A 12,650-nucleotide genomic window follows, 5' to 3' on the forward strand; every position below is an offset into this window, starting at 1 on the left:
AATCGGATGCGGTCAGGTTTCGGGTGAGAACCAGGTTTCCAACGCTATCAGAGTTTTCTTAACCGCGCCGGCGTGATCGGCCAAGAAGGTGTCGATCTGTGCCTGATCGGGCATTTGCGGGTTCAGAAGGGTTTGCGGCAGTTCACCACCGTCAACTTGTTGCGCTACGCCGGCGGCGATGGCCTCGACAGCTGGGTATTCGATGGTCCAGATCTCGGGACCGACGATCACCGGTTTGCCAAGTGCCAGCGGTTCAATGATGTTGTGTGAGCCGCGCGGGTTGAAGCCGCCGCCCGTCACTGCAAAGTCGCAAAGCGCGAGGTAGAAGAACATCTCGCCCAGGGAATCGCCGAGCAGGATGTCGAGGTCCTGGATATCGCCGACTGGGGACAGGTCTGGGTTCAATGCCGTGCTGCGGCAGGCGAAGGACAGCCCGGCATCTGCGAGTTTGTCGGCAACGGCATCGAAGCGCTCGGGTGCGCGGGGGACGTAAACAATCAGCGGGCGGGTTGATTGTGGTCGATCCAGAAGGGCTTGGGTGGCCGAGAGGAACAGGTCCTCTTCCCATTCAACCACGCTGGCCAAAGTGATGATCGGGCGATCTGCCAGGGCAGGCATGGCGCGTAGGTCGGCGGCGCGGGCCAGATGGGCGGGGGGGACCGGTTGTTCGAAACGCATTTCGCCGGTGATGGCGATGCGGTTTTGGCCCAGACTCTGGAAGCGGCTGGCTTGGAGGTCTGATTTCACCATGACACCTGCGAAACCGGGCACAAGAAGGGCGGGCGAGAGAGATTTGTCCTTGTCGCGTTCAAAGCTTTTGGCCGGGTATTGGCCGTTGCACAGGAACAGCGGGATATCGGTGCGGCGCGAAGCGGTGATCATGCCGGGCCAGAACTCGACCTCCATCACCAGGCCGTATTTAGGGCGGAAGGCGCGGAAGAAACGTCGAAAGGCGAGACCATAATCGAAGGGGACATAGACCGCCGAGAGCTGACCGGTGACGATTTCGTCGGTGAAGATTTTTTCGGCTTCGCGCAGGCCGGCAGGGGTGAAATGCGTGGTGACCACGTGTTCGCCCCGTTCCAACAAGGCACGGATCAACGGGACGACCGAGCGGAGTTCACCGATAGACACCGCATGGATCCAGACATGTGGTTTGTCGCGCTTGGCGTGAAAGCCGAAACGCTGCCCCAGCCGTTGGCGATAAAGCGGGTCGTGGCGGCCACGGTTCCACAGGTAGAACAGCAGTCCGGGCATCAGCACAAACCACGCGATGCGCCACAGCACGAGGAAAACGCGCAGGCGGAGAGGTTTGTTCCAGGGGGGGATGTTGGTCAAGGGTCTGCCCGATCAGAGAAGCTCGCGCAGCTTTTGGCACAAATGATCGAGCCGGTCCATATTGGCCGCGACCAGTGTGCTGGCGCGGGTAGCGGTGTCGGCCAAGGAGGGGTCTTGCAGGGCCGTCACGAGCTTGTCCGGCGTGCCCGCCAGCCGCGCGGCATCAGCGACGGTCAGGGCGGCATAGTCTGCGGCGAAATTGGCGGTGCGGGGGCCGTGCAGAATCGTGCAACCAAGCTGCGCCGCCTCCCACGGGTTGTGGCCTTCGATGTCGCTGGTGGTGCCACCGATGAAGGCGGCTTGGGCCAGGCGATAGAGCAGGCCGAGGTCGCCAAATGTGTCGGCGAGGTAGACTTGGGTGTCCTGGGGGATGTCCTGGCCTTTGCTGCGTTGAGCGGTTTCAAGGCCTAGTTCCGCAAGCCTGGTCATGATCTCTGGCGCCCGATCAGGCAGGCGTGGAGCGAGGATCAGAAGGGCGTCCGGGTTTGCTTTCAGCAGGGCCTCATGGGTGGCCAAAGCCAGACTCTCATCGGGGTCATGGCTTGAGGCGGCCAGCCAGCAGAACCGGCCTTTGATCGCAGCCTGCAAATCCGCGCGTTCTTTGGGGGCATCGGCCAAGGGCGGCGTGACGGGTTTAAGCGAGCCGTCGGTCGAGACAAGCGGTGCGCCCAAAGCGGCAAGATGCTCGGCGGTCAGGTCGTCCTGGGCCGAGATCAGGGCAAAGCGGGGCAGGATATCGCGATAGATTGCGCCGCCACGTCGCCGCCGTTCAAATGCGGTCGTGTTCATTCGGGCATTGACGAGCGCCAGCGGGATGTTCGCGCGGTCTGTGCGAAAGACAAGGCCGGGCCAGAGTTCCTGCTCGGCCCAGATCGACAGGTCGGGGCGCCAGTGATCGAGAAAGCGACGGGCGGGGCCGGGGGCATCGAGCGGCGCGAATTGGTGGATGGTGCGTGGTGGCAGGTTGCGGGCGAACACCTGAGCCGAGGCCAGTGTGCCGGAGGTAACGAGGAAGTTCAGGTCCGGGTCCTGTTCAGACAGGCGCGCTATCAAGCCACGCAGGGCCAACACCTCCCCTAGGCCAACGGCATGCATCCAGATCAGCCGCCCCTCTGGCCGCTCCGCGCTGGCATGCCCTAGTTTCTCGCGCCAGCGGGTGGCGTCTTCCTTGCCGCGTTTGATCCGACGTTTCAGGTGCCAGGGCAGGATCGGTTGCAAGACCCAGGTCAGGCCAAGCCACGCGCGCAGAGCAATTTCCGGGCTACGCATGGTCCCGGTCCTGAAACTTCATCTGATTAATAATATCTCGGGGGTTTTGGGGTGGAACCCCCAAGGCCTGCGTGGCCTGAACGCAATCAAACCTGCGCGCGCAGGCGCTCCGCTGGATCAGACCTCCGTCAGGCGTGATCATGAAATTCTTTCTGCAACGACCGGGCCCAGAAAGACGGATCGGCCAGCAGGTCCACGAACCGCTCGGCCGCACTGCCTTCGCCGAAGGCGGCATCGCGATCTCGGCGCACGCCCCATTCTTCGCGCAGGAACCGTGCGATCGTGTCGGCATCATCTGCCGTACAGGAAGTGATCGATGCCCCGTCCGAGCGGTTGTTCTGGCGCGAACCGATATCGAGTGAGGGGATGCCGAGGAACGGTGCCTCGCGTACACCCGCACTGGAATTGCCGACGATGCAGGCGGCGTTTTTCATCGCTTCGGAGAAATGTGCGAAACGCATCGAGGGGATCGCACGGAAGCGGTTTTTGGGAAGGGCGTTGATAACTGCCAAAATATCCTCAGAACCTGGATCGTTGTTGGGCAGGATCACCACGAAATTACGTCCCGATGCCTCCAGCGCGCCAAAGAAGGCAGCGGCCTGCCTCCCCATGCTCGCGGCTTCGGAGGTCACCGGGTGGAAAGTGCAGATGCCGAATTCGTCAAAGGTGATTTCATAGTGGTTGCGGACTTCTTCGATGCTGACCCCCGACGCACGCGAGTGAAAATCCAATTCGGGCGAGCCGATGGCAAAGATCGCATCGGCCGGTTCACCCAGGGCGCGCACTCGCTTGGCGGCGGCCTCGGAGCTGACGAAATGGCAATAGGCAAGCTTGGTGTTGCAGTGGCGGAAAAGCTCGTCGATCGTGCCCGAGACTTCACCGCCCTCGATATGGGCGCAGCGCACGTAGTTGGTGGCGCAGACCAGCGCACAGGCCAGCGCCTCGACCCGGTCGCCATGTACCACCACCATGTCGGGGCGGTGCTCGGCGATGAAATCGGAAAAGCCCAGAACGGTTTTGGCCAACACCATGTCCTGCGGGTCGCCAACCCGCTGGTTGAGGAACTCGTGCACGGTGACGCCCTCGGTGCGGTGGACCTCGATCTTGGTCAGGCCGTAGCGGTCAAGCATGTGCATCCCGGTGACAAAGAAGGACACGTCATGGCCGGCATCACGTGCGGCAAGCGCCAGTGGTTCGATCTTGCCGAAATCGGCACGGGTGCCGGTCACGAAGAGCAGGTGTTTTCGCATCGTTGCCCCAAACTTGTGCGGTCACCGATGGTATGGACAGAACAGGCCGCAATGTCTAGGCAGTGGCGACCAAAGCGCAAGAGGCCGCCCACACATGCGAAAATTCCGCGACATGATTTCGCATCGGGTGGATACGCCCAGGGCGCGGCTGGCCTCGGTGCTGTTCACCGAGTTTGTCGATCACGGTTTTCTGCGCCATCTGTGGACCAATGTGAAGGAAATCGACGCTGGCGTGTTCCGGTCGAACCAGCCCAATATCTGGCGGCTCAGGCGATTCAAGCGGCGGGGCGGGGTGTCGGTTCTGAACCTGCGGGGCGGGCGCCTCGCGCCGGTTGCTCTTGAAATCGAAGCTTGCGACGACTTGGGGCTGGAATACTTCGGCATGCACATGGCGTCAACGGAGCTGCCCAGCCGGGACACGGTGTTGAAACTGATCGAGATGATGGAGCGGCTGCCGCGTCCCGTCATGATGCATTGCAAGTCGGGGGCGGACCGCACCGGGCTGGCCTCGGGCATATATCTGATGGCCTTCAAAGGGGTCAGCCCGGAAGAGGCGGCGAAACAGCTGACCTGGAAACACGCGCATCTGTGGTTTTCGAAAAAGGGTGTCTTGCGGAGTTTGTTCAAGCAGTACCAGCCCGCCTATGACAAGGGCCAGGATTTCATGGATTGGGTCAGGAACGACTATGATCCGAAGGCCGGGGCGAAAGGTGGGTTCGATGGCTGACGTACGGATCGTGCTCTGCATGAAATGGGGAACGCTGTTCCCGGCGGACTATGTGAACGTGCTTTTCAATGCGTGTCGCAACGCGATCAGCGGGCCGTTCCGTTTTGTCTGCCTGACTGATGACAGCGAAGGATTCGTCGACGGAGTCGAGGCCTTGCCGATCCCGGACATCGGGCTGCGCCCGGAGCAGTGGTATACATCCGGCGTTTGGCCCAAGCTGGCGCTGTATGCGGCTGATCTGCACGGGCTGACAGGACGCTGTTTGTTTGTCGATCTCGACATGGTGGTGCTGGGCGGATTGGACGAGATGTTTGAACATGAGGCGCAGTTCATCGGAATCGACGTGGGCGAAGGCTGGCGACCGGGGCGCGAGGGCAGCAAGCTGCGCGAGTTGGGCACCGGGGTGTTTGCCTTTGATCTGGGGGGACAGACGCAGGTTCTCGAGGCCTTCGAGGCCGATATGGGCGGGTCGATGGACCGGTTCCATAATGAGCAGGATTTCGTGGCGGCCCATGCCAAGGGGCTAGAGTTCTGGCCGGATGGTTGGGTTATCAGCTTCAAGCGCTGGCTGCGTCGGCCCATAGGCATGGACCTGTTCGTGGCTCCGAAGGCCCCGCCCGAGGACACCAAGATCGTTGCATTCCATGGCGATCCACGGCCTATTGCCATGATCGGGGAACGGGCCGGATTTTGGGACCGGTTCCCGCATATGGGCCACGGGCAGGTTTCATGGGTGCGTGACTACTGGGTAGAACATGGCGGGCGTTTGCCGCCGTTCGATGAAGGATAAGAGGCCATGGGGCGGATCAAGGAAGCCATTCGGAAATGGAAGCTGGGTCGCAAGGCGCCGGGCGAGGTGTTCAGTGCCTATTACCACAAAAATAAGTGGGGTGATGAGGACAGCCGCTCGGGAAAGGGGTCGAACCTGACGGCTACCGAAGTGTTGCGTCAGCGGCTGCCCGAGCTGGTGGCCGAACTTGACGCGAAGAGTTTCCTGGACCTACCGTGCGGCGACTATTTCTGGATGCAGCATGTCGATCTGGGGGTGCAGCACTATACCGGCGGCGATATCGTGGCCGAGCTGATCGCGGATAACCGGGTGAAACATGCGCGCGAGGGGGTGAACTTCGAGGTGATCGACCTGATCCAAGGGCCGGTGCCGAAACATGACCTGGTCTTTGTGCGTGATTGCCTAGTCCATCTGAGCACCGAACATGTGAAGGCGGCTCTGGCGAACATCAAGGCATCCGGGTCAGAGTGGCTGTTGACGACGACCTACCCTGGAACCGGCACCAATGACGAGATTTCGACCGGGCAATGGCGCTCGATAGACCTGCAAGCCGCACCGTTCAACCTGCCTGCACCGGCCAAGCTGTTGGAAGAGGGGCAGGAGGATGTTCCCGGTCAGCTGCCGAACAAGATGCTGGGGCTGTGGCGGGTGGCCGATTTACCCGGTGTCGAGGGGCAGGCAGCATGAACGCGATTTCCTACTATTTCGCGCGCAAGTTTTTGAACAAGGCTAACCGGGACCATATGGCCCGGTATCCGCAGCTTGCCTGTTATTCGTTCGATTTGATCACCACGTTCATCCACCTTGAGGGGCAGTATGAACGCGATCAGTTGGAGCTGTTGGCGCGCGATGTGTTCCCCAAGCTGTCGCATCCATCGACCTGTCTGGATGTTGGAGCGAACATCGGTAATCACAGTGTTCATTTCGCCCAGCATTTCGACAAGGTGATTTCGTTCGAACCGCACCCGCGAAATTTCGCGCTTTTGTCGATCAATGCGGGGCTGTCGGAGGCGATCATACCACTGAATGTCGGGGCCTCATCCGAGGGAGGGTCGGCAGAAATTGTCGAAGACAAGATGAATCTTGCGGCCTCGTCTTTGGAGCGGTCTGTGGGGCGCGATGGCAATTGGGTCAAGTTTGATCTGGTGCGGATCGACGAAGTTCCACAGGTGCAGGCTTGTGATGCAATTTCATTTATCAAGTTCGATATCGAGGGGCACGAGGCAGAGGCGATCAAGGGCGCGGCCGAGACGATAAAACGGCATCGCCCGGTGGTGATGCTGGAAATTCTGGCCGACGAGATCGAGAATGGCACCTCGGCGTCGATCGAGGCGCTGCGCGAGCTGGGATACGCACATTTTCATGAGCCGGTGGAGGCAGGCACGATCAGCCAGTTGCCAAAAGTGCTGCGCAAGGCGGCGCGCAGTCTTTATGCGATATTTACCGGGAAGCGGGCGAACAAGGCGGGCAGGTTGGTGCCAGTTGGGCGGTTGGACAAGCGCAACTACTTGATGGTGCTGTGCAGTATTGACGCGCCGGGATATGGTGGCTGAGACTTGCACGCGACCAAGGGTTTTCGAAAATCCTTGGAAACGCAAATTCGAATTTGCGTATCAAGTGCGTGTGAACGCGCTTGGTGCGTTCCGCAAGCGTCAGTCCAGATCAGCCCAGGTGAGTTGTTGATTGCGCGTCACCGCCACCTTGAGCGTTTTGCCGACAACCTTGTCAAAGTCGTAGCCGGGAATTTCACCCGAGCCGGGGCGACGGGCCCAGATGTCGGCTTCACCGATCACATGCCCGGCGGGCAGGTCGGCATCGGCGACAACTGAGGCCCGGGCGAAGCGGTAGACGTCTTCTTCCGGCCCGGTGCGTTTCTTGTCGTTGTTTGCGGCGATCCAGATCTCGCGGCTCCGGTCGATCAGCAGGCGCAGTTCGGCTGGGTCCATCGAACAGGAGATGTCCGGCCCCTTGCGATAGCGGGTGTCGGTGTAGTGGCGTTCAAGAATGCTTGCACCCAAGGCCACGGAAGCCAGCGCCATTTCCGGGCCGATCGAGTGATCCGAGAAGCCGACGACGGCGTTGGGGAAGGCCTCTTTCAGTTCCGTGACACCTTTGAGCGAGACGATTTCCGCAGGTGAGGGGTAGAGGTTGGTGCATTCCAGCAGGGCATAGTCGCAGCCCGCTTCGTCCAGGATGGCGACGCTGGCGCGCATGGTGTCGATGGTCTGCATCCCGGTCGACAGGATCACCGGTTTGCGCTTGCGCGCGATGTGGCGGATCAGGGGCAGGTTATCGGCCTCTCCGCTGCCGATCTTGTAGGCAGGGACGTCGAGGGTTTCGAGGAAATCGGCAGCGGCGCGCGAAAACGGCGTCGAAATCCAGATCATCCCCAGTTCTTCGGAATAACGTTTCAGCTCGGCCTCGTCTTCGAGCGACAGGGCGCATTGCTTCATCACCTCCCAGATCGAGACATCGGCATTAGGCGGGAAGATTTCCTTGGCCTCGTCGGTCATCTCGTCTTCGACGATGTGAGTCTGGTGCTTGATCATCTCGCAACCCGATGCGGCGGCGAGCCGGACCATGTCCTTGGCGACGTTCAAATCGCCGCCATGGTTGATGCCGATTTCGGCAATGACGAGGGGCGGATGGGCGGGGCCGATCTCGCGGTTGGCGATTTTCATGAAGTGGCCTCCTGAATTTGGGGGATGTCTTTCCAGCGATTGTGGATCCAGAACCATTGGCCCATGTGCTGGCGGACCATGGCTTCGAGTGAATCGTTGAGCGCCTGGGTCATGTCCTCGGGGGTGGTATGGGGCACCGGCGCTTCGAGCACGGCGCGGAAGCTGATCCCGTCCTCCTGGCGGATGCCATAGCAGGGCACGACGGTGGCGTTGTATTTCATGGCGAGCTCGGCGAAGGAAAGGGCGGTATAGGCGGTATGGCCAAAGAACCGGAGCGGGACGCCGTTGTTGAGTCGCTGGTCGATCAGCACCGCGAGGGTGCCGCCGCCTTTCAGGAACCGCATCATCTCGGCCATGCCGCGGCGGCCGCGGGAGAATAGCGGCTTGCCGACGCGGCTGATGCTGTCGACGTAAATTTCGTTGAATTGCGGGATGTTCATTGGGCGGTAGATACCGCCGACCTCGAACCCGTGGGCGATGACCCCGGCGCGGACCACGTCGTAATTGCCGAAATGGCCCGAGACGAGGATCGAGGGGCGGCCTTCGGCGCGGGCCTGTTCCAGTGCAGCGAGGCCGGGGCCTTCGAGCGTGACTTGACGGGCGCGGGCGACGAATTCTTCCGGCGAAAAAAGCTCCGCGAGCGTGCGGCCGAAATTGTCGGGCACGGCGCGCTGGATGCGGTGGATTTCTGCGTCCGTGGTTTCCGGCGCGACAAGCTGGATGTTGGCGGCGATGCGTTTGCGCCAACCGACCAGTGGGGCCACGACGCGGCTGAGGACCCAACCGGAGAACGCCACGCGGCGCTTGTAGGGCAGGCGGCGCATGAGCCACAGTACGGCCCGGATGAAGCCGAATTGCAGGCGGTCCTTGAAGCCGCGAGGTTGGGCGTTGCTGCTCATGGCCCTCATATCGCGCAAATTACCCGGTTGGGAAAGGGTTGAAGGATTGAAACCCGGTATTGTGCTGCGCGGACTTGTAAAGAGTGGATCAAGTGAATCGTTTTTGCCACCTGATGCAACGTTCCGCATCCCGCGAGTCGTAGGCGGCCAGTGCGTCGGCAAGGGAAAGATCGAAAGTGTCCTCTGTGTCGTGGCCAAGTGCCGTGAGGCGCATGGAGTACCATGCCGTAACCCCGCCAGGCGGTGTTTCTGAGAACCGGGGAAAGACCGGGTCACCACCGGAATCGCCCAGCCAAGTAATCGCAAGCGACGGGTTAAGCACCATCGGTCGGGCAAGGCCGATGGCATCGGCGCCGCCATTCCTGATGGCTGATGCGGCCTGATCCCGCGTCTTGAACCCACCGGTCAGCATGATCGGGATCGAGGTGATCGCCTTGGCGCGTTTGGCGAAGTCGAGGAAATAGGGGCCGGAGGCAGCGCCATCGGAACTGGATGCTGCGCCGGGGAAGTAGGTGCCGCCGCTGATGTCGATCAGATCAACCGAAGTCTTGTTCAGCAGGTGCACCACCTCGAGCGCATCTTCTTCGGTCAGGCCGCCGACCAGTTTGTCTGTGGCGTTGATCCGGATACCGATGGGGAAGGCGGGGCCGCCGGCGCGGCGCACGGCGTCGATGGTCGCACCGATCACCCGGAAACGTCCGGCAACGGTGCCGCCATAGGCATCGGAGCGGTGATTGAACAGCGGCGACAGGAACTGGCTGAACAGGAAGCCGTGACCGGCATGGATTTGAACCCCGCCGAATCCGGCATCCTTGGCCATTGTTGCCGCACGGGCATAGGCGGCAGGCAAGGCATCAATGTCGGCGCGTGTCATCCCCTCGCATGTCAGGCCGTCGACGTTCAGGGGGGAGGGGCCCTTGGGATGGCTGATTGGCTGGTGTGAAAGCGCACCGGCATGCCCCAGTTGCGGCCAGATTTGTGCGCCGTTCACGGCTCCACGCCTGGTGAGCGATTTCAAGGCGTTCATGTCCGCATCGGGGCCAAGGACAAGGTTACCGGGCTTTTCCGGGAAATGCGGGCTGATCTGCACCTCGCCGATGATGGACAGGGCCGCACCGCCTTGGGCCCAGCGTTCGTAGAGCCGCGCCTGTGCATCCGTGGCGTTGCCTTCGCCATCGCCGAGGCTGTCGGACATGGCGGCCTTGATCAGGCGGTTCTTGAGTTGGGCACCACAGGGTAATGCCAGAGGGCGTCCCAAAAGCGTTGCGGTATCGTTTTGCTGTTTGGTCATGTCACACCCATCGTTGTCATGATTTGACAAGTTCGTTCTGCATGGCGTCGAGGAAGGCGCGGATGTTGTCTTCGTCACGGCGATAGAACGTCCATTGGCCGTGGCGTTCGGCGGTCACGAACCCAGCCTGTTTCAGTAGCCCCATGTAGTTCGAGATCGTGGATTGCGACAATTGTGCTTTGTCCCGGATATATCCCACGCAGACGCCTTCAAGGTCCGCATGTTCCGGCAAGGCAGGCGGAAAGTTGGACCGGTCCTTGAGCCATTCGAGAATCTGACGGCGAATCGGGTTGTTCAGGGCGGCAATTGATTTTTCTGTATCCATATATCGAAATATCTCGATTTAGGGGTATTCTGTCAATCCGGGAATGCGGCGCTGAATGGTTTTCGAGGGCTTGTCGGAAACCCGGGACGCGGTGTGAAGGTCAGTTGCGCAGGTCGATGGCAACGCTGTCGGTGGACATGCCGGCCTTGGAACAGTTGGCGCGGATGAAAACCTCGCGCGTGCCGTCGGGCAGCATGACGTTTACCAGCGAGCGGGTAAAGGGCTGTTCCTCGACATGAGGGTGCATCAGCTTGCGATAGCCCAGTTGCTTTCCGGATTTGTCGAGGATTTCCCAGCCGTCGGCATAATGCTCCCAGCCGGTGTCGGGGTGCTGCAGGGTTACGTCGATGCGCCAACCCATGCCGACGCGGTGAGCCGAGGCCTCGACAATCGTCGGCATATCGGCGCGTGCGGTGGTCAAAAGGGTGAGCGTCAGGGCAATGGAGAGAAATGCGCGGGTCATGGTTCAGCTATAGCAAGCGGCGGCGCGAGAGGCCTATTCAACTCTTCGTGGCTACCCGTGAGGTGAGGCAAATTCGCATCAGATTCGATCGTGACTTGCCTTGTGGGTAAATTGGTTATATTTTTTTACCAATTCTAGGGGTGCCTGAGTCTGGTGCCGGGAGGTCGCGATGGAAATGCCGAAACCCGACGCCGCGTTGCTGGCGAAAAAGCCGATCCTGGTCGAGCGCCTGTTGGGCGTGCTGCCCCGCGATGCGGTGATTCACGAGGAAGCCGAGACACGAGCCTACGAGTGCGATGCGCTGACGGCGTATCGCTGCCCGCCGATGGTAGCGGTGCTGCCATCGAGCACCGAGGAAGTGGCCGCCGTGCTGCGCATTTGTCACGAGATGGATGTGCCGGTCGTCCCGAGAGGGGCGGGGACGTCGCTGGCCGGTGGCGCGTTGCCGACAGCCGACAGTGTGATCCTGGGCGTGGCGCGGATGAACGCGGTGTTGGAGACCGACTACGACAACCGCTTCATCCGGGTGCAGACCGGGCGGACCAACCTGAGCGTGTCGGGCGCGGTGGAGGAAGAGGAATTCTTTTACGCGCCGGATCCGTCGTCGCAATTGGCCTGCGCCATCGCTGGCAATATCGCGATGAACTCGGGCGGGGCGCATTGCCTGAAATACGGGGTGACGACGAACAACCTGCTGGGGGTCACAATGGTGACCATGGAAGGCGAGATTGTCGAGGTCGGCGGGGCGCATCTGGATGCCCGCGGGTATGACCTGTTGGGGCTGATCTGTGGCTCCGAAGGCCAGCTGGGCGTTGTGACCGAGGCGACGCTGCGGATTTTGCGCAAGCCCGAGGGCGCGCGACCGGTGCTGATGGGCTATGACAGTAACGAGGTCGCCGGGCAGGTGGTGAGCGACATCATCAAGGCCGGTGTGCTGCCGGTGGCGATTGAGTTCATGGATCGGCCCTGTATCCGCGCGACCGAGGCCTTTGCCGGGGCGGGCTATCCCGATTGCGAGGCGTTGTTGATTGTCGAGGTCGAGGGGTCGGAGGCCGAGATCGACGAGCAGTTGGGTGTGATCCTGCAGATTGCCCGCAAGCACAACCCGGTGGAACTGCGCGAGAGCGGGTCTGAAGAGGAAAGCGCAAAAATCTGGCTGGGCCGGAAATCGGCCTTTGGGGCGATGGGGCAGATTAACGACTACATGTGCCTGGATGGGACGATTCCAGTGTCGCAGCTCCCTTACGTGCTGCGCCGGATTGGCGAGATGAGCCGCGAGTATGGCCTGGATGTGGGCAACGTATTTCACGCGGGTGATGGCAATATGCATCCGCTCATTCTGTTTGATGCCAACAAGCCGGGCGACCTGGAGCTGTGCGAGGCCTTCGGGGCGGATATTCTGAAGCTCTGTGTCGAGGTGGGTGGGTGCCTGACCGGGGAGCATGGGGTCGGGATCGAGAAGCGTGATTTGATGGTGGATCAGTTTGCGCCGGAGGACCTGGATATGCAGATGGCGGTGAAGGATGTGTTTGACCCGAAATGGTTGTTGAACCCTGCGAAGGTGTTTCCTTTGGCGGCCTCCGAGGCGCGGCGCGTGGCTTGAGAGCGCCGGGGGGC

At 61.2% G+C, this 12,650-nt stretch carries 13 protein-coding genes; 5 read left to right on the plus strand and 8 right to left on the minus strand.

Annotation, left to right across the window (positions count from 1 at the left end; translation table 11 throughout):
* Positions 1-12: 12 nt before the first annotated feature.
* The 3 genes from RXV86_RS18000 to neuC all read right to left on the minus strand — a co-directional run bounded on the left by RXV86_RS18000 (position 13) and on the right by neuC (position 3,857).
* Positions 13-1,338, minus strand: a complete 1,326-nt coding sequence (locus RXV86_RS18000; protein ID WP_316301673.1) for a glycosyltransferase N-terminal domain-containing protein — start codon at positions 1,336-1,338, stop codon at positions 13-15.
* A gap of 12 nt (positions 1,339-1,350) precedes the next feature.
* Positions 1,351-2,607, minus strand: a complete 1,257-nt coding sequence (locus tag RXV86_RS18005; RefSeq protein WP_316301675.1) for a glycosyltransferase N-terminal domain-containing protein — start codon at positions 2,605-2,607, stop codon at positions 1,351-1,353.
* Positions 2,608-2,735: 128 nt separating this feature from the next.
* Complete coding sequence (gene neuC, locus RXV86_RS18010; protein WP_316301677.1) at positions 2,736-3,857, minus strand: UDP-N-acetylglucosamine 2-epimerase; 1,122 nt, start codon at positions 3,855-3,857, stop codon at positions 2,736-2,738.
* Between the two features lie 94 nt (positions 3,858-3,951).
* Between neuC and RXV86_RS18015 the strand changes: the two genes are divergently transcribed.
* From RXV86_RS18015 to RXV86_RS18030, 4 genes are read left to right on the plus strand one after another with little or no spacing between them, the layout of a single operon-like run.
* Positions 3,952-4,584 (plus strand): tyrosine-protein phosphatase, encoded by a 633-nt coding sequence (locus RXV86_RS18015; RefSeq protein ID WP_316301679.1) that lies wholly within the window; start codon positions 3,952-3,954, stop codon positions 4,582-4,584.
* A complete protein-coding gene (locus tag RXV86_RS18020; RefSeq protein WP_316301680.1) occupies positions 4,577-5,374 on the plus strand; it encodes a hypothetical protein in 798 nt (265 codons plus the stop codon). The genes RXV86_RS18015 and RXV86_RS18020 overlap by 8 nt, the downstream gene beginning before the upstream one ends.
* 6 nt (positions 5,375-5,380) lie before the next feature.
* Entirely contained in the window at positions 5,381-6,061 is a 681-nt protein-coding gene (locus RXV86_RS18025) for a class I SAM-dependent methyltransferase (RefSeq protein WP_316301682.1), read from the plus strand.
* A complete protein-coding gene (locus RXV86_RS18030) occupies positions 6,058-6,927 on the plus strand; it encodes an FkbM family methyltransferase (RefSeq protein ID WP_316301683.1) in 870 nt (289 codons plus the stop codon). The genes RXV86_RS18025 and RXV86_RS18030 overlap by 4 nt, the downstream gene beginning before the upstream one ends.
* Positions 6,928-7,026: 99 nt before the next feature.
* Here RXV86_RS18030 and RXV86_RS18035 read toward each other — a convergent pair whose 3' ends face one another.
* The 5 genes from RXV86_RS18035 to RXV86_RS18055 all read right to left on the minus strand — a co-directional run bounded on the left by RXV86_RS18035 (position 7,027) and on the right by RXV86_RS18055 (position 11,033).
* Positions 7,027-8,055, minus strand: coding sequence for an N-acetylneuraminate synthase family protein (locus RXV86_RS18035; RefSeq protein WP_316301684.1), 1,029 nt, complete (start codon positions 8,053-8,055; stop codon positions 7,027-7,029).
* On the minus strand, positions 8,052-8,954 hold the full coding sequence (locus tag RXV86_RS18040) for a lysophospholipid acyltransferase family protein (protein ID WP_316301686.1): 903 nt from the start codon (positions 8,952-8,954) through the stop codon (positions 8,052-8,054). Before RXV86_RS18040 ends, RXV86_RS18035 begins: the two co-directional genes overlap by 4 nt.
* An 88-nt stretch (positions 8,955-9,042) precedes the next feature.
* Complete coding sequence (locus tag RXV86_RS18045) at positions 9,043-10,245, minus strand: oxidoreductase (RefSeq protein ID WP_316301688.1); 1,203 nt, start codon at positions 10,243-10,245, stop codon at positions 9,043-9,045.
* Positions 10,246-10,261: 16 nt separating this feature from the next.
* Positions 10,262-10,570 (minus strand): metalloregulator ArsR/SmtB family transcription factor, encoded by a 309-nt coding sequence (locus RXV86_RS18050; protein ID WP_316301690.1) that lies wholly within the window; start codon positions 10,568-10,570, stop codon positions 10,262-10,264.
* 100 nt (positions 10,571-10,670) lie between these two features.
* Positions 10,671-11,033: a hypothetical protein gene (locus RXV86_RS18055; RefSeq protein ID WP_316301691.1), complete on the minus strand. Its 363-nt coding sequence runs from the start codon at positions 11,031-11,033 to the stop codon at positions 10,671-10,673.
* Positions 11,034-11,202: 169 nt separating this feature from the next.
* Here RXV86_RS18055 and RXV86_RS18060 point away from each other — a divergent pair, with 169 nt between their 5' ends.
* Complete coding sequence (locus RXV86_RS18060) at positions 11,203-12,636, plus strand: FAD-linked oxidase C-terminal domain-containing protein (protein ID WP_316301694.1); 1,434 nt, start codon at positions 11,203-11,205, stop codon at positions 12,634-12,636.
* Positions 12,637-12,650 lie beyond the last annotated feature (14 nt).

It is taken from the genome of Aliisedimentitalea sp. MJ-SS2 (genome assembly GCF_032586155.1).
Taxonomy (GTDB): domain Bacteria; phylum Pseudomonadota; class Alphaproteobacteria; order Rhodobacterales; family Rhodobacteraceae; genus JAWHTC01.

Bases quoted from the DNA above. Each gene is read 5' to 3' on its own strand.
- RXV86_RS18005 (WP_316301675.1), bottom strand. From the start codon at position 2,607: ATGCGTAGCCCGGAAATTGCTCTGCGCGCGTGGCTTGGCCTGACCTGG.
- neuC (WP_316301677.1), bottom strand. From the start codon at position 3,857: ATGCGAAAACACCTGCTCTTCGTGACCGGCACCCGTGCCGATTTCGGC.
- RXV86_RS18015 (WP_316301679.1), top strand. From the start codon at position 3,952: ATGCGAAAATTCCGCGACATGATTTCGCATCGGGTGGATACGCCCAGG.
- RXV86_RS18020 (WP_316301680.1), top strand. From the start codon at position 4,577: ATGGCTGACGTACGGATCGTGCTCTGCATGAAATGGGGAACGCTGTTC.
- RXV86_RS18025 (WP_316301682.1), top strand. From the start codon at position 5,381: ATGGGGCGGATCAAGGAAGCCATTCGGAAATGGAAGCTGGGTCGCAAG.
- RXV86_RS18030 (WP_316301683.1), top strand. From the start codon at position 6,058: ATGAACGCGATTTCCTACTATTTCGCGCGCAAGTTTTTGAACAAGGCT.
- RXV86_RS18035 (WP_316301684.1), bottom strand. From the start codon at position 8,055: ATGAAAATCGCCAACCGCGAGATCGGCCCCGCCCATCCGCCCCTCGTC.
- RXV86_RS18040 (WP_316301686.1), bottom strand. From the start codon at position 8,954: ATGAGCAGCAACGCCCAACCTCGCGGCTTCAAGGACCGCCTGCAATTC.
- RXV86_RS18045 (WP_316301688.1), bottom strand. From the start codon at position 10,245: ATGACCAAACAGCAAAACGATACCGCAACGCTTTTGGGACGCCCTCTG.
- RXV86_RS18050 (WP_316301690.1), bottom strand. From the start codon at position 10,570: ATGGATACAGAAAAATCAATTGCCGCCCTGAACAACCCGATTCGCCGT.
- RXV86_RS18055 (WP_316301691.1), bottom strand. From the start codon at position 11,033: ATGACCCGCGCATTTCTCTCCATTGCCCTGACGCTCACCCTTTTGACC.
- RXV86_RS18060 (WP_316301694.1), top strand. From the start codon at position 11,203: ATGGAAATGCCGAAACCCGACGCCGCGTTGCTGGCGAAAAAGCCGATC.